20 protein-coding genes and 3 pseudogenes are annotated in these 22,348 nt (G+C 70.2%); 20 read left to right on the top strand and 3 right to left on the bottom strand.

Annotation, left to right across the window (positions count from 1 at the left end):
• The first annotated feature begins 26 nt into the window (after positions 1-26).
• The 5 genes from ABZ490_RS47075 to ABZ490_RS47095 all read left to right on the top strand — a co-directional run bounded on the left by ABZ490_RS47075 (position 27) and on the right by ABZ490_RS47095 (position 6,405).
• Complete coding sequence (locus ABZ490_RS47075; protein WP_359005339.1) at positions 27-755, top strand: DUF998 domain-containing protein; 729 nt, start codon at positions 27-29, stop codon at positions 753-755.
• Complete coding sequence (locus ABZ490_RS47080; RefSeq protein ID WP_359005342.1) at positions 752-1,438, top strand: epimerase; 687 nt, start codon at positions 752-754, stop codon at positions 1,436-1,438. The genes ABZ490_RS47075 and ABZ490_RS47080 overlap by 4 nt, the downstream gene beginning before the upstream one ends.
• A 274-nt stretch (positions 1,439-1,712) precedes the next feature.
• On the top strand, positions 1,713-4,274 hold the full coding sequence (locus ABZ490_RS47085) for an MMPL family transporter (protein WP_359005344.1): 2,562 nt from the start codon (positions 1,713-1,715) through the stop codon (positions 4,272-4,274).
• A 158-nt stretch (positions 4,275-4,432) separates the two neighbouring features.
• On the top strand, positions 4,433-5,752 hold the full coding sequence (locus ABZ490_RS47090; protein WP_359005347.1) for a histidine kinase: 1,320 nt from the start codon (positions 4,433-4,435) through the stop codon (positions 5,750-5,752).
• Positions 5,749-6,405, top strand: coding sequence for a response regulator transcription factor (locus tag ABZ490_RS47095; RefSeq protein ID WP_359005350.1), 657 nt, complete (start codon positions 5,749-5,751; stop codon positions 6,403-6,405). Before ABZ490_RS47090 ends, ABZ490_RS47095 begins: the two co-directional genes overlap by 4 nt.
• Positions 6,406-6,673: 268 nt before the next feature.
• Here ABZ490_RS47095 and ABZ490_RS47100 read toward each other — a convergent pair.
• Positions 6,674-6,840: pseudogene (locus ABZ490_RS47100) on the bottom strand (IS1380 family transposase); the annotation flags it as partial.
• Between the two features lie 203 nt (positions 6,841-7,043).
• Here ABZ490_RS47100 and ABZ490_RS47105 point away from each other — a divergent pair.
• From ABZ490_RS47105 to ABZ490_RS47140, 8 genes and pseudogenes are all read left to right on the top strand, one after another.
• Positions 7,044-9,155, top strand: a complete 2,112-nt coding sequence (locus ABZ490_RS47105; protein WP_359005353.1) for an MMPL family transporter — start codon at positions 7,044-7,046, stop codon at positions 9,153-9,155.
• 184 nt (positions 9,156-9,339) lie between these two features.
• Positions 9,340-10,611: a histidine kinase gene (locus ABZ490_RS47110; protein WP_359005356.1), complete on the top strand. Its 1,272-nt coding sequence runs from the start codon at positions 9,340-9,342 to the stop codon at positions 10,609-10,611.
• Positions 10,608-11,279, top strand: coding sequence for a response regulator transcription factor (locus ABZ490_RS47115; protein ID WP_359005359.1), 672 nt, complete (start codon positions 10,608-10,610; stop codon positions 11,277-11,279). The genes ABZ490_RS47110 and ABZ490_RS47115 overlap by 4 nt, the downstream gene beginning before the upstream one ends.
• 195 nt (positions 11,280-11,474) lie before the next feature.
• Positions 11,475-12,443, top strand: a pseudogene (locus tag ABZ490_RS47120) (transposase); the annotation flags it as partial.
• 303 nt (positions 12,444-12,746) lie between these two features.
• Entirely contained in the window at positions 12,747-13,064 is a 318-nt protein-coding gene (locus ABZ490_RS47125) for a putative quinol monooxygenase (protein WP_359005361.1), read from the top strand.
• Between the two features lie 65 nt (positions 13,065-13,129).
• The gene (locus ABZ490_RS47130; protein WP_359005364.1) at positions 13,130-13,426 is read left to right on the top strand and encodes a putative quinol monooxygenase; all 297 of its coding nucleotides are present in this window, start codon (positions 13,130-13,132) and stop codon (positions 13,424-13,426) included.
• A gap of 87 nt (positions 13,427-13,513) precedes the next feature.
• Positions 13,514-14,266: a VOC family protein gene (locus ABZ490_RS47135; protein ID WP_359005367.1), complete on the top strand. Its 753-nt coding sequence runs from the start codon at positions 13,514-13,516 to the stop codon at positions 14,264-14,266.
• 184 nt (positions 14,267-14,450) lie between these two features.
• The gene (locus ABZ490_RS47140) at positions 14,451-15,314 is read left to right on the top strand and encodes a helix-turn-helix transcriptional regulator (RefSeq protein ID WP_359005370.1); all 864 of its coding nucleotides are present in this window, start codon (positions 14,451-14,453) and stop codon (positions 15,312-15,314) included.
• 635 nt (positions 15,315-15,949) lie between these two features.
• Here ABZ490_RS47140 and ABZ490_RS47145 read toward each other — a convergent pair.
• Entirely contained in the window at positions 15,950-16,663 is a 714-nt protein-coding gene (locus ABZ490_RS47145; RefSeq protein ID WP_359005373.1) for a helix-turn-helix domain-containing protein, read from the bottom strand.
• Between the two features lie 129 nt (positions 16,664-16,792).
• Between ABZ490_RS47145 and ABZ490_RS47150 the strand changes: the two genes are divergently transcribed.
• From ABZ490_RS47150 to ABZ490_RS47165, 4 genes and pseudogenes are all read left to right on the top strand, one after another.
• Positions 16,793-17,467 (top strand): SDR family NAD(P)-dependent oxidoreductase, encoded by a 675-nt coding sequence (locus tag ABZ490_RS47150; RefSeq protein WP_359005376.1) that lies wholly within the window; start codon positions 16,793-16,795, stop codon positions 17,465-17,467.
• 375 nt (positions 17,468-17,842) lie between these two features.
• A pseudogene (locus tag ABZ490_RS47155) lies at positions 17,843-17,941 on the top strand (short-chain dehydrogenase); the annotation flags it as partial.
• A gap of 130 nt (positions 17,942-18,071) precedes the next feature.
• Positions 18,072-18,221, top strand: coding sequence for a hypothetical protein (locus ABZ490_RS47160; protein ID WP_359005393.1), 150 nt, complete (start codon positions 18,072-18,074; stop codon positions 18,219-18,221).
• A 52-nt stretch (positions 18,222-18,273) separates the two neighbouring features.
• Positions 18,274-18,639: a DUF805 domain-containing protein gene (locus ABZ490_RS47165; RefSeq protein ID WP_359005379.1), complete on the top strand. Its 366-nt coding sequence runs from the start codon at positions 18,274-18,276 to the stop codon at positions 18,637-18,639.
• Between the two features lie 43 nt (positions 18,640-18,682).
• On the opposite strand, the gene ABZ490_RS47170 is transcribed toward ABZ490_RS47165, so the two are convergent.
• Positions 18,683-19,048 carry an NAD(P)H-dependent oxidoreductase gene (locus ABZ490_RS47170; protein WP_359005382.1) on the bottom strand — a complete coding sequence of 122 codons (366 nt, stop codon included), beginning with the start codon at positions 19,046-19,048 and terminating at the stop codon, positions 18,683-18,685.
• Between the two features lie 136 nt (positions 19,049-19,184).
• Between ABZ490_RS47170 and ABZ490_RS47175 the strand changes: the two genes are divergently transcribed.
• From ABZ490_RS47175 to ABZ490_RS47185, 3 genes are all read left to right on the top strand, one after another.
• Positions 19,185-20,525 (top strand): amidohydrolase, encoded by a 1,341-nt coding sequence (locus tag ABZ490_RS47175; RefSeq protein WP_359005385.1) that lies wholly within the window; start codon positions 19,185-19,187, stop codon positions 20,523-20,525.
• Positions 20,515-21,561 carry a LacI family DNA-binding transcriptional regulator gene (locus ABZ490_RS47180; RefSeq protein ID WP_359005387.1) on the top strand — a complete coding sequence of 349 codons (1,047 nt, stop codon included), beginning with the start codon at positions 20,515-20,517 and terminating at the stop codon, positions 21,559-21,561. The genes ABZ490_RS47175 and ABZ490_RS47180 overlap by 11 nt, the downstream gene beginning before the upstream one ends.
• A gap of 75 nt (positions 21,562-21,636) precedes the next feature.
• On the top strand, positions 21,637-22,348 hold a 712-nt coding region (locus ABZ490_RS47185), incomplete at its 3' end, for a glutamine amidotransferase (protein ID WP_359005390.1).

Consider the following 22,348-nt stretch of genomic DNA (forward strand, 5'->3'; position numbering starts at 1 on the left):
GCCCACGACCCCGTCGACAGGACGTCATGCCCGCTCAGATCGGCGCGCACCGCGCTCGAGCTCTCGCCGGAAGCCTCCTGCTCATACTCAACCCGCTCCTGTACCTCACTGCGGAAGGAGTGAGCGCCGCGGCCTGGAGCCATCCCGCCTACCGCTACAGCTTCAACGCGATCAGCGACCTCGGCGTACCCAGCTGCGGCGACCTCGCCGGACATCCCGTCTGCTCACCGCGGCACGCGGTCATGAACACCGCCTTCCTCACCCACGGCGTCGTGTTCGCCGTCGCCGCGATCCTCCTCACCCCGCTGCTGGCGGAGCGGCCGGCGCGCCGGGTCCGCGTCCTCGGCGTCGTCACCGGGGCCGGCCTGCTGCTGGTCGGCACCTTCCCCGGCTCGCCAGAGGCGGTCGCTGACGGCACCATCGCCCTGCACACCTCCGGCGCCGCGCTCGCGATCTTCGGAGGCAACCTCGCCGCGATCGGCGCAGGCGTTGGCCTGCGCCGGGCACACCGGCGCCTCGGCACTGCACTTCTCGCCCTGGGAGCCGCCGGGACGCTCAGTGTGCTGGTCATGTTCGTCTGGGCGGCGATCGTCGCCTCCTCCGGAGTCATCACGGGAGTGGCGGTCGCCGAACGCACGTCGGTCTACACGATCATGACCGCCGAACTCCTCGTCGGCATCGCCATGTTCACCTCGATACGACGGCGATCGACACAGCTTCGGTGCCGTCGACAGGAAAGGAGCATCACAGCATGAAAGTAGTGGTCTTCGGCGGGAGCGGCCTCATCGGCGACGGTTTCCTCCAGGAGAGCCTGCGGGCCGACGACGTCACCGAGGTCATCAACGTCGGACGGACGCCGTTGAGCCTGACGCACCCGAAACTACGGCAGGTCCTGCACCGCGACTTCCTCGACTTCACCGCGATCACCGAGGAGTTGAACGGAGCGGATGCCTGCCTCTGGGGCCTCGGCGTCTCCTCCGCCGGCCTGAGCCCGCAGGACTACGAACGCATCACCCACGACTACACCATGGCCGCGGCACGCACCCTCGCCGCCGTCAACCCGGAGATGACGTTCGTCTACGTCTCCGGCGGCGGCACCGACAGCACCGAGCAGGGCCGCAGCCGCTGGGCCAGAGTAAAGGGCCGCACCGAGAACGCGGTCATCGCCACCTTCCCCAACGGGTACGCACTGCGCCCCGGATTCGTCCGACCCTCCCACCAGCAACGGTCGAAGACCACGGCCTACCGATGGGCCAACACCCTCGTCACCCCGCTCGCTCCGCTGCTGTGCCTGCTACGGCTCGCGCCCGTTCTCATGACCAGCACCGAGCAGCTCGGCCAAGTCGCACTGCACCTCGCCCGCCACGGCCACTCCCACCACGTCCTGGAGAACCGCGACATCGTCACCGTGGCCACGCAGGCAGAGATCCATACGTGAGGAGGATGAGGGAACACCAACGGGCGGGAGTTCATGGCGCGGGTGGTGAACGTCGGCTGGCTCACCCTGCCGGGCAATGCCCCTCCCCGGCCGGGGCGCATCGCAGTTCACGGGGCCCCGAGGATGACAGGCGTTAGTCCCGTAGTACTAAAGGGCCGCGCCGGAATGGGAACCGCAGGGGGCACAGCGGGCCCGTATCCGCTCCTAGCGTGAGATCACGGGTCCGTCAGGCCCCAGCTCACGCAATGACCTCTTCTCCTGGTGGGAGTAATCCGTGGCCACCTTCCTGTACCGGCTCGGCCGGCTGGCGTTCCGGCGACGACGCCTCTTCGCGATGTTGTGGATCGTCGTCCTGGCCGCCGTCGGTATCGGCGCCATGAACGCGTCCGGCTCCACGTCCGAGGGCCTGAGCCTTCCTGGCACCCAGTCCCAGCAGGCGATCGACCTGCTGCAGAAGGAGTTCCCGCAGGCGTCCGCCGACGGCGCCACCGCGCGGATCGTCTTTGAGGCACCAGCCGGACAGAAGTTGACCTCGGCCGCCAACAAGACCGAGATCCAGTCCCTGGTGGCCAAGCTGACCAAGTCGCCGCAGGTGTCGAGTGTCTCCGACCCCTTCACCGACGGCCTCAGCAGGTCCGGCACCATCGCCTATACACAGGTCTCCTACAAGGTCGCCCAGGCCGACGTCGGCTCCGCCGCACACGACGTGCAGGCCGAGGTTGTCGCGCAGGGCGAGAAGGCGGGGCTGACCGTCAGTCTGGGCGGGAATGCCGTCAAGGACACCGCCTCCAGCCAGCTCGCCGAGCTGATCGGCCTCGCGGTCGCCGCGGTCGCCCTGGTGATCACCTTCGGCTCTCTCATCGCGGCCGGGCTGCCCCTGCTCACCGCGATCGTGGGCGTGGGCATCGCCATTCTGTCGCTCACCGTCGCCACCCAGTTCTTCGACATGGCCTCGCAGGCAACCACCCTGGCTCTGATGCTGGGACTGGCCGTCGCCATCGACTACGCCCTGTTCATCGTCTCCCGCTACCGCAACGAGATCCGCGACGGCCACGAACCGGAGGACGCGATCGGACGGGCCCTGGGCACCGCGGGCTCGGCGGTCGTCTTCGCCGGCCTGACCGTGATCGTCGCACTGAGCGGTCTGAGCGTCATCGGCATCCACTCGCTGACCTCGATGGGTCTGGCGTCCGCGTTCGCGGTGGCCGTCGCCGTGGTGATCGCGCTGACGCTGCTGCCCGCCCTGCTCGGCTTCGCCGGCGAGCGGATCACGAGTAACCGGCTGTCGACCCGCCGTATGAAGGACCTGGAACGCGGCGAGGGTGATGCGGGAGGCGTGCGCTGGGCGAAGTTCGTCACCCGCAACCCGGTCAAGGTCCTCGCGGTCTCGGTCGTCGGCCTCGGGCTGCTCGCGCTCCCCGCCACGTCGCTGCGCCTGGCCCTGCCCGACGACAGCATGAAGCCGCCGGGAAGCACCCAGCGCATCGCGTACGACACTCTCAGCAAGGGCTTCGGGCCCGGCTTCAACGGCCCGCTCACGGTGGTCGTGGACGCGCGCGGCAGTGACGACCCGAAGGCCGCGGCCAAGAAGGCCACCACGCTGCTGGGCGAGCTGGACGACGTCGCCGGCATGAGCGACGCCTCCTTCAACAAGGCCGGCGACGTGGCTCTGATCGGCGCCATGCCGAAGAGTGCCCCGACAAGCCAGGCCACCAAGGACCTGGTGGGCTCCATCCGCGGCCAGAGCGCCGCTCTGCACGAGGACACCGGCGCCACTTTGATGGTCACCGGCTTCACCGCCGTCAACATCGACGTCTCCGCCAAGCTGTCCCAGGCCCTCATTCCCTACCTGGCCATCGTCGTCGGCATGGCCCTGCTCCTCCTGCTGCTCGTCTTCCGCTCGATCCTGGTCCCGCTCAAGGCAGCCCTCGGCTTCCTCCTCAGCGTGGTCGCCACCCTCGGCCTGCTGGTCGCGGTCTTCCAGTGGGGCTGGCTCAAGGATCTCTTCGGCATCGACCAGACCGGCCCCATCGTCAGCATGCTGCCCATCCTGCTGATCGGCGTCGTCTTCGGACTCGCCATGGACTACGAGGTCTTCCTCGTCACCCGCATGCGCGAGGAGTACGTCCACGGGGCCGACGCCACGAAGGCGATCGTCCAGGGCTTCAGGCACAGCGCCCGCGTCGTGACCGCCGCCGCGATCATCATGATCTCGGTGTTCTCCGGCTTCCTCCTCGACGACGCGGCGCTCATCAAGTCCATCGGCCTCGGGCTCGCCTCCGCGGTGCTCTTCGACGCCTTCGTCGTCCGCATGACCATCGTGCCCGCCGTCATGGCCCTCCTCGGCCGCCATGCCTGGGCTCTGCCCGGCTGGCTCGACCGGGTCATGCCGAACGTGGACGTCGAGGGCGAGAGCCTGCGCCACGCGCTGGCCGCCGAGCAGGCGAGCACCGCGCCCGAGCCCGTCCTGGCCGGCGTGGCCGCCACGACGCACGGTGGCATGGAACACAGCGGCATGGAACACAGCAGCGCCCCGTCCAGCCTCGACTCCGGCTCCCGCGGCCCGGGCGCGGCATCCTCCGGGTCGCCGGTACCCCGGCATCACCGCGGGCGGGCTCGCAGGCTGCCCGGTAGCCCGAACCGTCAGACGTACGGCGAAACGCCGGGGGAGACCCGGACGCCGCCGCGTCAACCGCGGACCCAGGGCAAGATACGAGGACTGTCCCAGCTCAAGCAGCGTTTCACACGCGGCAGCGACGCCACCTCCCCCGACCCGACCGACGACCATGCACCGGGCACGAGGAGGCGGCGGAGGAAGCCCACCGAGAACAACTGACGCCGACCGGCCGCAGCTGCAACTGCCGTCCGGCCGCAGCTACAACTGCCGTCCGACCGTCCTTCACCGGCGCCCCCGGAAGGCGGTAGCCGCTAACCCGTTCGCCGGTCTGTTCCCCCCGGACCGGCGAACGGCCCCAAGACCACGAAGGGTGCACCGTGACCCCGCCGAGCGCCCCCTCTCCCGCCCCCCGCCCCGAGGAAAACCGCCTTCTGGCGAGCCTGACCGGCGACCCCGAACAGAGCGTGATCGTGTCGGTCGTCGCCCGGCTGGCCGCCTGGCGGCGCGCCGACCGAGCCCATCCCCGGATCCGACGGTGGGGTGTCCCGGTCCTGTGCACCCTGGCCGGCGCCGACACCTTCCTCAACCCCTACAACGTCGGCGATCCCAAGCTGCCGCTCATCCTCGCCTTCGCCATCCCTCTGCTGTGGCGCGAACGCCGACCCATGCTCGTCTTCGCCCTCACCACCGCCGTCTCCATCGCGGCCATCCCCTTCGGCGTCCTGACCGGTGCCGAATGCGCCCGGGTCGTCGCCCTGTTCAACGTCGGCCGGTTCTGCACCCCACGCCAGGTGGCCGCAGCCATCGGCATCACCACCGTGCAACTCGCCGCCTGGGCCTACTTCTTCTCGCGCGGCGGCCAACTGGCCTACGCCACACGCCCCGACGTCATCACCCTGATGGCGATGGCGGCCATGGCCTCCTTCGCCACGCTGGGCCTCCTTGTCCGCCTGGCCCACGCCTACATCGACGTGCTGAAAAGGGAACGGGACCAGCAGGCCCGTCTGGCCACCGCACAGGAACGTGCCCGTGTCTCCCGCGAGATGCACGACATCCTCGGCCACACCCTCGCCGTCATCGTCGGCCTCGCCGACGGCGCCGCCGGACTCACCGAGGCCCAACCCGAGCGGGGCGCCCGGACCCTGCGCCTCATCGGTGCTGGCGGCCGCGACGCCCTGGCCGAACTACGCCGCCTGCTCGCCGTCATCAGCGACGACGGCGAGGACGACAAGCAGGGGAACCGTACGGCCGGCGCCCCGCTGGCCCCTCAGCCCAGCCTCGCAGACCTCGCCCCCCTCCTGGAACGGATCCGCAGCGCCGGTCCCACGGTCGCCCTGGACACCCGAGGGGACCTCACCGGCCTGGCCCCGGGCCTCCAGCTCTCCGTCTACCGCATCATCCAGGAAGCCCTCACCAACGCCGTCAAATACGCCGCCGCCGGCACCTCGATCCAGGTATCCCTCAGCGCCGCTCCCGACGAGGTGCACATCACCGTCGAAGACACCGGCCCCTCCCACGCCTCGGGAACAGGCCGCCCATCCACTGGCGGCGGCCGGGGCCTGCTCGGCATGCGCGAACGCGCCGCCCTCTACCAGGGCAACGTCACCGCCGGCCGCAATACCGAGGGCGGCTGGACCGTCCAAGCCCTCCTGCGTCCCAGCCCGCCCGCCGACTCCCCGGAGAAGAATCCCGCATGACCACCGTCCTCATCGTCGACGACCAGGCCCTGCAGCGCATGGGCTTCAGCATGCTCATGGAGCAGCACCCCGACATGACCGTCGTCGGAGAGGCCGCGAGCGGCGGCGAGGCAGTCCGGATGACCGCCGAACTGCGCCCCGACGTCGTACTGATGGACGTCCGCATGCCCGGCATGGACGGCATCGAGGCCACGCGCCGTATCGTGGAGTCCGGCGGTCGCTCCCGCATCCTCGTCCTGACCACCTTCGACCTCGACGAATACGCCTATGAAGCCCTCCGCGCCGGCGCCAGCGGGTTCTTGCTCAAGGACGCGCAACCCGAGGAACTCGTGGCAGGCATCCGTGCGGTGGCCTCCGGGGATGCCGTCATCTCCCCGGGCCTGACGCGCAAGCTCATCGACGTCTTCAGTGACCGTCTCCCCGGCCGATCCCCACAGCGGCAGAGCCGCCTCGCCGACCTGACCGAGCGGGAACGCGAGGTCCTCACCGCAGTCGCCTCCGGCTGGACCAACAGCGAGATCGCCGACCGCCTCCACCTCGCCGAGTCCACCGTCAAGTCCCACCTCAGCCGCATCTTCACCAAGATCGACGCCCGCGACCGCGTCCAGGCCGTGATCTTCGCCTACGACACCGGCCTCGTACGCCCCGCCTGAACTGCCCCCACACCACCGCGTTCCCGCAGCCGAGCACCTACGACGACGAACAGGACACAGAGATCGCACCGTTGACACGGACCGGCACGGGTGTGGCCCTGGCGCGCGGAGTACTGATCACCGCCGTCGCCGTCGGACGCACTCGAATCCGGCCGACGACAAGCGCCCTCCGAAGGCGCCCGTATCGCCTCCGCGGTGAGGACGGGGAAGATCTGCCAGGACTCCAGCCGTGCCATGCCGTGTTGGACGGGAACCCGGGCCTTGCGGTGGGGGTGGAGGCAACCGGACCGTATACCTCGCGCTGGTCGCGCAGGAGGGCCAGGTCGGCTGTTGCCTCGCCACCGTCGGCGAACATCACCGCCAAGGCGACCGCCACCGGCCGGGATCGTGGCCGGTGCCGCGCGGCCGCAACCGGTGCAGCGCATTGGCGAAGGAGCCGGTCGGTAGCCGCAGATCGAAACAGCCCCGCGCCCCTTCCGGGGCGGCGCGCCGGCCGCCGACTACTCCCCAGGGAGTAATCCGCACCCGCTGTCGCCCCCGGCAGTACGCGTCACCTCGCCCTCCCGCCCGACGAAAGCCGTGGTTCTCACCGGAAGTCTGGGGACCGAAGCAGATGTCACCCGGAGGGAGTTCGGTCAATGAGGGCCGGAGAGAAAACCGCTACGACGAGGCTGGGGCCGGGGCGCGGGCGAGCCGTTCCATGGGCGGTGCTCGGGCTGTGGATCGCCGTGATCGCGCTCGTCGGGCCGTTCGCGGCGAAGCTCGCCGACGTGCAGCACGACAAGGTCACCGACTACCTGCCGGCGAGCGCGGACTCGACGCAAGTGGCGCAGATCCAGGAGAAGTTGCCCGGGGGCGAGACCACGGAGATGGTGCTCGTCTACCACCGGGACGGCGGGCTCAGCGCCGCCGACCGCGAGACCGCGGCCGGGCAGGTCGCGGAGATCACCCGGCAGCACGAGCTGATCGGCGGCGCTCCCCAGGGGATTGCGTCCAAGGACGGCACGACCCTGATGTACCCGGTCGCCAGCAACGAGCCCGGGGCGAACGAGGAGCAGCGGGACAAACTCGTCAACGACGTCCGCGAAGTCGCCCAGGACGAAGACGGGTTGAGCGTCGATGTGGGCGGCACCGGCGCGCTGGCCACCGACTCCGGCGCGGTCTACGACTCGCTCGGCGGACCGCTGCTCTACACCACCGTCGCCGTCGTCGCCGTACTGCTGATCCTGATCTACCGCAGCCCCGTGCTGTGGCTCGTGCCCCTCGTCGTCGCCGGGATCGCCGACTACATGTCGATGGGCGTCGCCTACGGCCTCAACCAGGCCTTCGGCACGACCGTCTCGGGGCAGAGTTCGGGTGTGATGACGATCCTCGTGTTCGGGGCGGGCACGGACTACGCGCTGCTGCTCGTCTCGCGCTACCGGGAGGAGCTGCGGCGCATCGAGCGACCGTACGAGGCCATGGTCGCCGCCCTGCGCGGCTGCGGTCCCGCAGTGCTCGCCTCCTCCGGCACCGTCGCCGCCGGACTGCTGTGCCTGCTCGCCGCCGACCTCAACAGCAGCCGGGGCATGGGCCCGCTCGGCACCGTCGGTGTGCTGTGTGCGCTGATCGCGATGCTGACCCTGCTCCCCGCCATCCTCGTACTGGTCGGACGGCGGGTGTTCTGGCCGCTGGTGCCCGCCTTCGGGAGTACGCCCAAGCAGCGGCGGAGCCTGTTCTCGGCGATGGGCAGCTCTGCCGGACGCAGGCCGCTGACCGTACTCGCGAGCGGTGCCGTACTGCTCGGCGCCCTCGCCCTCGGCTCACTCGGCCTGCCGGGACCGCTCAAGCAGGAGGACTCCTTCGTCAACAAGCCGGAGTCCGTCGTCGCGATGGAGACCCTTGCCAAGTCCTATCCCGGGCAGGGCAGCCAGCCCATCGACGTGATCACCCCGCAGGAGCGCGCCGACGAGACCCTCGCGACCGTCCGCGGCACACGGGGCGTCGGCAGCGCGGAGAAGGGTCGTACCGGAGACGGCTGGACCGAGATCTCCGTCTTCGCGAAGAGCGCACCCCAGTCGGCGGGGGAGACCGCCACCATCAAGTCCCTGCGGGACGAACTGAAGGGCTCCTACGTCGGCGGGGACAGCGCCCAGCAGATCGACCTGGAGGACACCAACGCCCGGGACACGAAGATCGTCGTACCGCTCGTCCTCGTCTCCGTGATGCTCATCCTGATCGGGCTGCTGCGGAGTCTGGTCGCACCGCTGCTCCTGGTGGTCGCGGTCGTCGCGGTGTGGGGCGCCTCCCTCGGGATCGGCGGACTGGTCTTCGAACCGCTCCTCGGCCTCAAGGGCACCGATCCCGGGCTCGGACTGCTGTCCTTCGTGTTCCTGGTCGCCCTCGGCGTCGACTACGGCATCTTCCTCATGCACCGGATGAGGGAGGAGTCCCTGGCGGGAGCGGAACCGGCCACGGCGGCACTCACCGCACTGCGCACCACCGGCGGCGTCATCGCCTCCGCCGGACTCGTCCTCGCCGCGACCTTCACCGTGCTGACGAACATGGGCCTGGTGCAGCTGGTCCAGCTCGGCTTCGTGATCGCCGTCGGCGTCCTGCTCGACACCTTCCTCGTACGGACGTACCTGGTGACCAGTGCCAGCGTCGCCCTGGGCCGGAAGGTGTGGTGGCCGGGCGTGCTCTCACGGGAGCCCGTGCCGGCCGAACCGACCGAGCCGCCACGGCAGCCGGAAACCGTCGGCGCACCCTGAGCACGTCGATCGAACGCCTCGATCGAACGCCTCGATCGAGCACCTCGATCCGGCGGGCCCGCCCGGGCGCCTCTCCTTCCGGAGGGGCGCCCGGGTTCCCGCACGAGTACCGGAAGATGGAGCCGTGGAAGAACGGGGAACGACCACAGGGGTACGCGACCGGTCCCGTCGCGTCGAGCGCATCATGTCCGCCATCCACCGCGAACCGCTGACCGCACCGCACCGCACCCGCAACGACGCGGTCCTCGCGCTGGGCGTCGCCGTGCTCGCCGCAGCCATCGCACTGATGGGAGGCGAAGGGATCCGGCCCGACCATCTCAGCTGGACGCTGCTGCTCGCCGGGCACGTGCCCCTCGTATGGCGGCGGCGCAGTCCGTTGGCGGCCCTGCTCGGGGTGGTGGCCTGCATGGCTCCGTACTACGCCCTCGACTACAACCCCGCCCTGCCCGTCCCCGCGACCGTCCTGGCGCTCTACACCGTCGCGGCGACCGGCGCCGTACGCCGCACGCTGCTCACCGGTGTCGCCGTCCTCGGCCCGACACTGATCAGCAACGGCCTCACCAACCCGGAGGGGGCGCTGGAGTCCCTGGAGATCTCCGGCTGGATCATCGCGGTCCTGTTCATCGGTATCGCCGTCCGCTACTACCGCTTGTACGTCGCCTCCATCGTCGAGCGGGCCGAACGGGCCGAACGCACCCGGGAGGAGGAGGCCAGGCGCCGCGTCGCCGAGGAACGGCTGCGGATCGCCCGTGACCTGCACGACCTGCTCGCCCACAGCATCACGCTCATCGGCGTGCAGACGTCCGTGGCGGCCCATGTCCTCACGGCCGACCCCGAGCGCCTCGACCGCAAGGCCGTCGCCCAGGCACTGGACGACATCGCGGGGACCTGCCGGACCGCCCGGGGGGAACTGCGTACGACGCTGGAGGTGCTGCGGGCGCATGACACGGTCGTGGGAGTGGGGGCGGATCCGGGAGCGGGGGCCGGTTCCTTGTCCGGTTCTGTTTCCGGGGCCGAGGACATGCGGGGGCCGCTGCCCGGGATCGACGGACTGGCCGGTCTCGTGGAGACCGGCCGGGTGGCCGGGGCCAAGGTCGAACTGTCCGTCCGCGCGGACGGCATACCGCCCTCCGTGGGCGCCGCCGCGTACCGGATCGTGCAGGAGGCGCTCACCAACGCCGTACGGCACGGTGGTCGCGAGGACCTCACCGTGCGGGTGGGTCTGTGGACCGCGGACGGCGCACTGCGGGTGAGTGTCAGGGACGACGGGACGGGCGGAGACGCCGCCTCGGGCGGCGAGGTGGGCCCGTCCGACGGCACGTCGGGGTTCGGGCTCGTCGGAATGCGGGAGCGGGCCCGTAGCGTGGGCGGCACACTGGACGCCGGTCCGGGGCCCGCCGAGGGCTTCGAGGTGACCGCCACACTGCCGCTGTCCCGGGAGGACGAGGTTCGATGACCATCCGCGTACTACTGGCCGACGACCAGAACCTCGTACGGGCCTCCTTCGCGATGCTCGTCTCGTCGGCCGGGGACATGGAGGTCGTCGCCGAGGCGGGCACCGGGCGGGAGGCCGTGGCGCTGGCCCGGTCGGCGCGGGCTGATCTCATCGTGATGGACATCCGCATGCCCGACCTCGACGGGATCGAGGCGACCCGGCTCATCGCCGCCGACGAGGATCTCGCGGGGGTGAGGGTGCTCGTCCTGACGACGTACGAGACCGACGAGCACATCGTCGAGGCACTGCGGGCCGGGGCGTCCGGCTTCCTCGTGAAGGACATCAGGCCGGCCGAACTCCTAGACGCCATCCGGACGGTGGCCGCGGGGGAGTCCCTCCTCTCGCCCGGTCCCACCTCGCGGCTGATCGCCCGCTTTCTGCGCGCGCCGAACACCGCGACGACATCCGCGGTGGGCGGGCCGAGCGGGCTGTCCGAACGGGAACGGCAGGTGCTCGCGCTGGTCGCGCGCGGTCTCAACAACTCCGAGATCGCCGACGCGTTGGGACTCAGCCCGCTGACCGCGAAGACCCATGTCAGCCGGATCATGGGCAAGTTGGGGGCGCGGGACCGGGCACAGCTGGTGATCGTGGCGTACGAGTCGGGGCTTGTGATACCTGGGACGGTCTGAGTTCGGGCCGACTTCGGGTCGGGTTCAGGTTGCGTTCCGGGGGTCGGTTGTACGGTCCCTCAACTCCCTGTGTTTGCAACGGCATTGCTCTGTCCCTCGGTGCGCACCAGCCTGCGCGTTTCGCTTACGGCGGTGTCCGATTCTGCGTGCACCCCACCCGGTCGCGCCCCAAGCTCGTCGTGTCGGCCGATGGCCACCGGGCACGACCCCGGCCGGATCGCGGTAGATCTCGCGATCATGCTCGCAGACGGCGGCGAGGCGATAGCGGACCTGGCCCTGTCGCCTCCACTCCGACCGCCTGGCGCCTGCTGGCGGGCATCGATTCGGCTGCGCTCGCGTGCCTGCACTCGGCCGGAGCCACCGCCCGGGAGGTCGCCTGGCTGCGAGCCGCCGAGACCACGGCAGGGATAGCCGCAGCCCGCGCGGGCGGACGCGACCTGCCCGGTCTTGTCCTGGACCTCGACGCCACCCTGGTCACCTCCCACTCCGAGAAGGAGCAGGCAGCGGCGACCTACGAGCGCGGCCTCGACTACCACCCGCTGCTGTGCTTCCTGGACAACACCGGCGAAGCCCCGGCCGGAGTGCTCAGGCCCGGCAACGCCGGTGCCAACACCGCCGCCGACCACATCACCGTCCTCGACCAGGCGCTCGCCCAGATCCCCGACGCCCATCGCCACGGCACACGGATCCTCATCCGCGCGGACAGCGCCGGAGGAGCGAAAGCCTTCCTGCGCCACATACGCACCGTCTACTCGCACGGGATCCTCGCCTCCTTCTCCGTCGGATATCCCGTCACCGAGCCGGTCCGCCGCACGATCCGAGCCCTGCCCGAGCAGGTCTGGCATCCCGCACTCGAACAGGACGGCACCCAGCGCGAGGGCGCGGAAGTCGCCGAGCTGAGAGCGTCCGCACCCGGGCGCCCGGCTAACAGCGGCAAGACCACCGGCATCGGCCGCTTCCGCAGACCTGCCGGCCTGGACTCAAACCCTGCTCCTGGACGGCGAGTTGGCCAGCACCGAGCCGAAGAAGCTCCGCTACCGGCCTGTGCACACCGCCGCCCGCATAACCTGAGGCCGCCGCCTCCGCCTACGGATCTCCGCCACCTGGCCCTGGCGAAACGAGCTGACCAGCGCATTCACCCGCCTTGTGAACCTGCCCCAGCCATGCCCACCTACGACAAGCAACCGACCGCACCCCCAGACCGGCTCAGCCACCCGACGCGAAACAGGGACTAGCTGGTGACACGTTCGTTGATGACGCCCGACCTCCTACGCCTTGTTTTCGCTGGTCAAACGCATTTGGTGAGCCAAGGTAGTCCTCCGAGTACTAGTTACCAGGGGGCCTGGTAAGGCGGTCCGTGGGCTCTCGGCACCTGTTGGAATTGGTACCGGCGAAAGGGCGCAAGGCGGAAAGCCGCATGAATCCCGATCGCGGTATTTGAATCCGTCTTCCCAGAATCATTGAGGAGTGTTCGCGATTTATCACATTGCTGTCTACTTCGATGTCAAGCCCGGTCGCGTCGACGAGTTCATAGCAGCCTCGCACCTGGACGGGCGCGAGTCCAACGCCAACGAGCCGGGGACGCTGCGGTTCGAATTGATCGCCGACGAGAACATCCCGAACCGGTTCTACCTCAACGAGGGCTACGAGAGCCTCGAGGCGTTCAACACCCACGCCGCGGGCCCGTACTTCAAGCAGTTCTTCGACACCATCGTCCCGCTCGTCGAGGGCGGCGAACCGACCTGGCTCATCCGCGGCAACCGCGTCGAGGACCCGTCGGTGTGACGGGCGCACGCCCCAGCCCGCCGGTCTCCCCAGTCAGGAGCAGTGATGTCCACATGTCCACACTCATGCTGATCGCCAGCTTCCAGGCCAAGCCCGGATACGAAGACCAGCTGCGCGATGAGCTCAACGCCATGATCGAGCCGTCAGAGGCGGAAGAGGGCTGCCTCGGCTACCGGCCGATGTCGGACCCGAACCGCCCGGGCGCGATGGTCTGCCTGGAGGAGTGGGCTGACGAGGCCGCACTCCAGTACCACTTCACGACGCCGCACTTCAAGCGCATCAACGACGCGCTCGGAACCATCCTGGCCGAGCCGTTCGGTCTGCGTCGGCTCACCGACCTGCCCGACGACGCAGGCAACTGAGCGGGGCGTTCGCCCGGCGCGGCGCACACGCCGGGCGAGCGCCCGACCACACCCCACCCTTCCCCCTCCCACTGATCTGGAGCAACCATGTACCACGTCGCTGTCTACTTCGACGTAAAGCCCGGTCGCGTCGACGAGTTCATCGCGGCCTCGCACCTTGACGGGCGCGAGTCCAACGCCAACGAGCCGGGGACGCTGCGGTTCGAGCTGATCGCCGACGAGAACATCCCGAACCGGTTCTACCTCAACGAGGGCTACGAGAGCCTCGAGGCGTTCAACACCCACGCCGCGGGCCCGTACTTCCAGCAGTTCTTCGACACCATCGTCCCGCTCGTCGAGGGCGGCGAACCGACCTGGCTCATCCGCGGCAACCGCGTCGAGGACCCGACGCAGGCAGCGACCGTCGTCGGCGACAGCGCGCTGGCCTTCCGCTACGCCGACCACGTCGCGCTGCGGGTCGGCGACTACGACGAGTCGATCGCCTTCTACACCGAGAAGCTCGGCTTCGAGCTGGTCAAGGAGTGGACACTCGGCGCCGCGGCGCCCGGCATGCGGTTCGCCTACGTCCGACTGGGCGAGTTCGAGATCGAGCTGATCGGAGACGGGCAGCCCAGCCCGGCCGCCGAGCAGAACGACATCGGCGACCACCTCGGCCGCAGCGGATACATCCACCTGTGCCTGCGCGTGGCCGACGTGGACAAGAGCGTCGAGGAACTGCGCGGGCGCGGGGTCACCGTCTTCGCCGAACCGTTCGTGGTCGACCCGATCGGCCAGCGACTGGCGATGATCAAAGACAACAGCGGCAACGTCATCGAGCTGGCCCAGGCCGTCGCCGCCTGAGCCATCCGGCTCGTCCGTCTCGGACTCGGTCGCGCCGTCCGAGCCGGACGAGCCTCCCGGGCACACGTCCAGCACACCTGCCCACCGCCCCTGCCAGGGGGCCATTTCAAGCCCTGACCAGGCAGGTACTGTCAGGGCCACCCTGGAACCGCCGTACCGGTGTCGGCGGCGCCACACTGGGAGCATGGACCGCAGCAAGGAGATCGCCGACTTCCTCCGCACCCGCCGGGCGGCGATCAGCCCGGACCAGGCCGGGCTTTCCTCCGACGGGCGCGTCCGCCGTGTCCCGGGCCTCCGCCGGGACGAAGTCGCCCGCCTGGCGGGGGTCAGCACCGAGTACTACACCCGCCTGGAACAAGGACGCGCGGGCAACCCCTCCATCGAGGTCGTCGAGGCCCTGGCCCGGACCCTCCAGCTCGACCCGTCCGAACGCGAGCACCTGGCCGACCTGCTGCTGCCCGACCCGCACGCAGCACGCCGCACCCCCACCCGGTCCCCTCGGGTCCGGCCCGGCCTGCATCTGATGCTGGAGACGCTGAGCCACGTGCCGGCGTTCATCCTCGGAAGACGCACGGACGTGCTGGCCTCCAACCACCTCGCCAGGGTCGTCCTCACAGACTTCGACGCCCTGCCGGCCACCCGGCGTAACCTCGCCCGCTACTACCTCCTGGACCCGCAGGCCCGCGAACGCGTCGGTGACTGGGGCAAGATCGCCTCGGAGACGGTGGCCATCCTGCGGCTGGAGGCCGGCCGCTACCCGGGCGACCGCCAGCTCGCCGACCTCGTCGGAGAACTCACCCTGCTCTGCCCCGAGTTCACGACGTGGTGGAACGACCACACGGTCCTACGCCGCACCCATGGCGCCAAGCACTACTTCCACCCGGTCGTCGGCGATCTCCACTTCTCCTACGAGTCGTTCCAGGTCCCCGGAGACACCGAGCAGACGCTATGCGTCTACAACGTGGAGCCCGGCTCCGACACCGCCCAGGCACTCCAGCTCCTGAGCAACTGGACCGCACCCGAGATCACCACCCCACCCGCCGGCTGACAGTCCCGGTCTGGCGTGATTGCGCTCCATGGGCTGCAGCCGCAAGGCCCTGGCCAGGCTCGCGACGACCTACGCAGAGGGGGCTTTTGGCGCGGCCCTGTTCCAGACTCACCGTCCGCATCGGTGCGCGTGATCCCGAGCGCGGCCGGGCTGCCGCCGACGCACTCGGCGCCCGTTTCGTGCAGATCCGGTACTTGTCGTGGTCGCAGCCGTGGTCTGCCTGGAGCGCGTCGGGCCTTCCGGCCGTGGCCGGCCGACGAGTCCGGTCACGGCCGGAACCTTGCCCAGCAGGGGCAGCGGCTGGGTAACGTCGTTTGCGGTTTCCGCCGGTCAACGACATCGCGAGCGGGATGCCCTGGCCTCGGTGAGGAGGTTGGTGCTTGCTGCCCGGTCGTGCGCGGTCGACTGGGCTGACCCGCCTTTGGGCCGCGCCGGGCTGTCCTGACGTGGGAGGAGGCGCGCACCGCCCGCGACCAGTCCAGCTTCTTCAGCAGCACCAGGTGCAGTTCGTCCCACACGCCGGCCTGGTTCCACGCGGCCAGGCGCCGCCGGCAACTCAATGCCGGACCCGAAGCCCATGGCTGCCGTGAGGTGCCACCGGCAGTTACGCGTGAATTTCCCCACCAGTCGCTGGTTCAGCGTCGCTTTCCGGTCTCGGGGGCGGTGACGTCCTGGCTGGCGCGGCGCATGGCCTCGTACAGCGCAGCGTCTTCCGGCGGGTCCGGCAGTTGTCCGCGGGCCGGCGCCTGGAAGGATTGGATCATCCATGCCACCAGGCGGCGCCAGGCGTCCGGGGCGGCGTCGCCGGTGGCGCTGAGGACACCGGCGTTGGCCATCAGCAGCAGCACGAGGTCCCGGCTGGTGAAGTCCTCGCGCAGTTGTCCGCTGTTCTTGGCGCGGCCGATGAGTTCGAGGAAGCCCTCGTACGCCTGGGCGTGGTGCTGCTCCAGTTCCGGGACGCCGGGAAAGCTCATGGTCAGGACGTCGGCGAAGCCGCGGTCGGCGGCCTGCATCGCGCAGACGTCCTGGATGTAGCCGGTGAAGCCATGCCACGGGTCGGGGTCGGCCAGGGCCTCGGTGGTGGCCTGCGCATACGCCTTCATGCGGTCGACGAAGACCGCGGCGACGAGATCTTCCTTGCGGGGGAAGTGGCGGAAGAGGGTGGCGATGCCGACCCCCGTCTCCCGTGCGACCGAGGCCATCGACGCGTTCAGCCCGTCGCGCCCGAAGACCGTGCGCGCGGCGGCGATGATCCGTCCCCGGTTGCGCTCCGCGTCGCTGCGCCTGGACTGACCTGCGGAAACGATCGCGGCGGCGCTGGCTTCGGGGTGCGGGTCTCGGGGGCTCATGGCGATCAGACTAGCAAACCGGAATGCCTTATCCGATTCTCGTGTTACGGTGGGCAGCGAACCGGATAGGGCTTTCCGGAAACGAAACGGATAGCCCTATCCATCTCCCTTCCAGTGAAAGGCTCTCTCATGCCCACCATCGCAGTCGTCGGTGCCGGCCCTCAGCTCGGTCTCGCCATCGCACGCACCTACGGCACCCACGGCTACGACGTCGCGCTGATCGCCCGCAACCGGGCCAAGCTCGAAGAGCTGGCCGGCGAACTGGCCGCCGAGGGCGTCACCGCCGCCGCCTTCCCCGCCGACGTCCTCGACCGCACCGCCCTCACCCAGGCACTCAAGGACGCGGCCGCACACTTCGGCGGCATCGACGTCCTGGAATACTCCCCGGTCGGCGGCCTCCAGACCGCCATGACCACTCCGGCCGCCACCGAACCGGCCGACGTGCAGCACGAGATGGAGTTCCAGCTCTATGGAGCCATCGCCGCCACCCGTGCGGTGCTGCCCGCCATGCGTGAGGCGGGCGGGGGCACCCTGCTGTTCACCACCGGCGCCGGCTCCGTCGACCCCGTGCCGCAGATCGCCAACGTCAACGCCGCCGCCGCGGCCCTGCGCAACTGGGTGATCAACCTGCACAAGGAGCTGGACGGCACTGGCGTCCAGGCGGCGCATGTCGCCATCAACGTGTCCATCGGCACGCCGGCGATCCCCGGATTCCCGACCGCCCAGCCCGAGGAGATCTCCCCGGTCTACTGGGACCTGCACACCACCAAGCGCGACCAGGCCGAACTCGTCTTCAGTCTCTGACGATCCCCCCAGCCGCCCGACCTCCTGGCCTGCCGGTATCTACGCCGCGCACCTGTACTGGGACCCGTGAGAGCGCTGCGGCGGCCAGGCCGAAGCCGTCTTCCACAGCCGCCCCACCAAGCCCCCAGTTCCGGAACACGGCAAGGACTCCGGCATGGCCGGCACGCTCAATGGGAAGACAGCTCTCCTCGCCGGATCCAGCCGCGGCATCGGCCGGGCGACCGGCAGTGGCCTCGCCCGCGAGGGGGCCCTGACGGCGGACGGGCCTTTGCCGACGGCGCGAAACCGGGCGCGTCCGGCGCCGTCGATCAGCTGTTTGACCAGCTGGAGGCCGGACTGCGCGAGTACACCGGCGAGAACGTCCTGGACATCCTGGTGAACAACGCCGCCGCGACGACGCCCGGCGATGCGCCGGAAGACGTGTCCGCCGAGCAGATCGACGAGAGCTCCGCAGTCAACGCCAAGGTTCCCTTCCTCCTCGTCCAGCGGGCCGTCGGGCTGATCCCGGACGGCGGACGCATCGTCAACATCTCCCCGCGCACTTCGCCCGGCACCTCGCCCCTCGGCCGATCACGGTCAACAGCGTGCTCCCCGGCGCCGGGTCATGAAATCCACCCAGCCCAAGGACAAGCTCGTCGAGAACCTGTCCTGGGTGACCGACTTCTCGCCCGGCACCGTCCGCTTCACCGGCGTCGCCACCGTGCTGACGCCACTGGCCGCTGTCGGCCTTGGCACAACGAAGCTGCCCGCATGACCGCCCCGCGGTCCGGCTTGCGTCCCATCTCGTTCGATTCGAAGGAACCATCATGCCGAGAATGTCGTTCATCGAGGCGTCCCGCACGTGTCTCACCACGAAGTACGCCACGTTCTCCGGTCGCGCCCGGCGGTCGGAGTACTGGTGGTACTCGGTGCTGTACGTGATGGCCACTGCCGTGATCGCAGCGACCATCTGGGCAGCGGAAGCCCCGCTGCTGAGCGTCCTCCTGCTGCCGTTCATCGTGCCCATGCTGTCCGTCTCCGTCCGCCGGTTGCACGACACGGGCAGGGCCGGCTGGAGGATGCTCATCGCCCTGATCCCGGTCGCCGGGCCCGTCCTCTACCTCGTGGGCATGGCCGTGGACAGCGTTCCAGGTGCCAATCAGTACGGCCCATCCCCCAAGGCAGGCCACTGAGAGGACCGCACGGTGGCCGCCCCGATGCCGAAACCTCCGCCGGTCACGATGAAGATCTTGCCCTTCCGGCCTTCCACCCTGCTTGGTGATGGTGATGTGGATCGGGAGTGATGGTGCGCACGTCGAGGCCCAGCGCGTCGCCGAGGACGGTTTCCAGGGCGGGAACGACGAAGTCCTTGCCGTGCTGCGGGGTGCCGGAGGCGGGGTCGGCGTCGCCCATGGCGAAGGTCTTCCCGGGGATCATGATGTGGTCGAGCCACGCCTTGAACACCGAGGGCATCGAGTAGTTGTACATCGGGACGGCGAACAGGTAGGCGCCCGCGCTCGTTTGACGCTCTGCGCGCCCCTCACGCCGCACCGCACGGCTCGCCGAGAAAGCCGCACTGACCCGGTACCCATCTCGATTCACTCAGGGTGCGTGGGGCACGGTCAGCCGCGGCGAGTGGCACGGGTACCGGCCACCCAGCGGCATGGCTGAGATGGGCGCCTGTTGTGCAAAACGTTTTGGGTCCTTAGCGTCTGCTGCCAACGAAAGGACGGGCGGCATGCGACGACTGATGGTGACGTCCTGCGCGGTGCTCGACGTGCCCGAGCAGGGGCCCTGCCAGGTGCGGGACGACCAGGACATCCGCGTCGAGGACGGCGACATCGCGTGGATCGGCCCGGCGGGCACCGGCCCCCGGTATGCCGACGCCGAGATCCTCGACGGCTCGGGGCTTCTCGCCGTGCCCGGTCTGGTGAACGCCCACACGCACAGCCCGATGGTCCTGATGCGCGGAGCGGCGGAGGACGTCAGCGTCGAGGCGTGGTTCAACGAGCGGGTATGGCCGATGGAGGTCAACCTCACTGCGGACGACGTCCGGCTGGGTGCCGAGCTGGCGTGTGCCGAGATGCTGCTCTCAGGGGTCACCGCGTTCGCCGACCACTACTTCCACGCCGAGCGCATCGCGGAGGCCGCCGTCGCAACCGGCATCCGGGCCGACATCGCCCCCACCTACTTCAGCAGCAGCGGCCGGGAAGCCCTGGAGCGCGCTGCCGAGACCGCCGTCGCCCTGCACGGTGCGGGTGGCGGACGGGTCAGGGCGTCGCTGGGGCCGCACGCGCCGTACACCGTGGACGAGGACGACCTCGCGCGGATCGCGGCCCTGGCCCGGGAGACGGGACTGCGCGTCCACATCCACGCGGCCGAGCACCTGGAGCAGACCACATCGAGCCTCGCCCGGCTCGGTGTCACGCCCGTCGAGGTGCTGGAGCGCACCGGAGTGCTCGACGCCGGGGCGCTGATCGCGCACGGGTGCGGGATCACCGAGCCGGACCTGCCCCGCCTCGCGGCCTACCGGGACCGGACGGCGGTGGCCTGCTGCCCGAAGGTGTATCTGAAGCACGCCCTGCATCCGCTCACCCCGGTGAGGGACCTGCTGGCCGCCGGTGTGCCCGTCGCCGCCGGCACGGACGGCGCGGCCGGGCACAACACGCTGGACGTGTGGGAGGCCATGCGCCTGGTGGCGCTGACGCAGAAGCAGGCGGAACGGGACGCCACCTGGATGACGGTCTCGGACACCGTCCGGGTGGCCACCCGGGGCGGAGCGAGGGCGCTCGGTCTCGGGGACCGGATCGGCGCGCTGGAGGTGGGCAGGGCGGCCGACATCGTGCTGATGGACCTGCGCGGCCCGCACTGCCGTCCGCTGCACGACCCGGTCGCGGCGCTGGTCTACAGCGTCCGGGCGAGCGACGTGCGCGACGTCGTGGTGGACGGGCGGGTCGTCGTACGCGACGGCCGTCTGCTGACGGCGGACGTGCCCGGACTGCTGGCCGGGATCGAGGCGAGGGCGTCCGCGCTCCTCGACACCTCGCACGGACGGGCGGTGCAGCACTATGACCCGTGAGCCGGGGGACGACGGGCGCCGCAGACGGCGGCCCGCGTCGATCAAGGACGTGGCGGCGGCGGCCCGGGTGAGCCCGACGACCGTCTCCCACGTCCTCAGCGGCAACCGGCCGGTCGCGGAGGAGACCGCGGAGCGGGTACGGGCCGTGGTGAACCGGCTCGGCTATGTCCCGGCGTCCACGGCCCGCAGTCTCCAGGCCGGTGCCACGAACGTCATCGGCCTGCTGATCCCCGACATCACCAACCAGTTCTTCGCGGAACTCGCCAAGGGCGTGGAGGACGCCGGCCACGACCTGGGCTACGGCGTCATCCTGTGCAACACGGAGTTCGATCCGGCCCGTGAGGACCATTACCTCCAGCTGCTGCGCAACCGTTTCATCGACGGGATGGTGTACGCGGCGGGCTCGATGCCCTCCCGGGACCGGCTGGCCTCGCTGCTCGGCCGCTTCCCCATCGCCCTCGCCGACGAGGTGGTACCGGGCCTGCAGGACGAGACGGTCCTGGTCACCGCCGACCACCGCAGGGGCGGACAGCTGATCGGCGAGCACCTCAGAGAGCTGGGCCACCGCCGGGCACTGGCGGTCAGCGGGCCGGCGGACCTGGTCAGCAGCGTGGAGCGGATCGCGGGCTTCCGGGAGGCGTTCGGGACGGACGGGGTCACAGAGGTCGAAGGGGCGTTCGTCGAGCGCTCCGGTTACGACACCGTGGCGGACGCCCTGCGCAAGGCCGGTCGGCGGGGGCGTTTCACGGCGGTGTTCGCCGCGAACGACCTCATGGCCCTGGGCGCCGTCGCCGCCGTGGAGGACGCCGGGCTGCGTGTCCCCGACGACGTGTCCGTGGCGGGGTTCGACGACATCATGCTCGCCGGCCGGGTGCATCCGTCGCTCACCACGGTCCACCAGCCGGCCTACGACATCGGCCGGACCGCGGCCGCCCAGCTTCTCCAGTACGTCCACCGGGGCGAGGTACCGCCCGCCTCCCGCCACATCCTGCCCGTGCGGCTCAAGCCCCGGGCCAGCACGGCCGCGGTGCGCTGACCCGCACCCGCCCTGTCCCTCCCGCACAGACCATCACCGCACAGGCCATCACCGCACATGAAGCAAGGAGTCACGATGCCGCATGTCCTCGTCGTGGGTGAGTCATGGTTCACCCACTCCGTCCACCAGAAGGGGTTCGACTCCTTCCACACCAGTGAGTACGTCGAAGGAGCGGCGGTCTTCCTCGACGCGCTGCGTGACCGGGGCCACCGGGTGACGTATGTGCCCGCGCACCGGATCGACACGGAGCTGCCCGACTCGGTCGAGGGCTTCGCCGCGTACGACGCCGTGGTCATCAGTGATGTCGGAGCCAACAGCTTCCAGCTCACGCCCCCCACCTTCGCGCACTCCCTGCCCACCCCGGACCGCACCGAACTGCTGCGGGCCTACGTCGAGGGCGGCGGGGGTCTGCTGATGGTCGGCGGCTATCTCACCTTCACCGGGATCGACGCCAAGGCCCGCTGGGGGCGTACCCCGCTGGCCGCGGCCCTGCCGGTGGACCTGTACGACCGGGACGACCGGGTGGAGCTGCCCGCCGGGGCGCGGCCCCGGCGGGTCGCGCCCCATCCGGTGGTCGACGGGCTGGGGGAGCGCTGGCCGGATCTGCTCGGTCTCAACGAGGTGGCGGTTCGCGAGGGCGCCGACCTGCTCGCCGACTGCGCCGGCCACCCGCTGCTGGTGGTCGGCCGGTACGGGGCGGGGAGATCCGCGGCCTTCACCTCCGACCTGGCGCCCCACTGGGCCCCGCCGGGCTTCCTCGCGTGGGACTGCTATCCGGTGCTGTGGG

It is taken from the genome of Streptomyces sp. NPDC005811 (assembly GCF_040630405.1).
GTDB lineage: Bacteria > Actinomycetota > Actinomycetes > Streptomycetales > Streptomycetaceae > Streptomyces.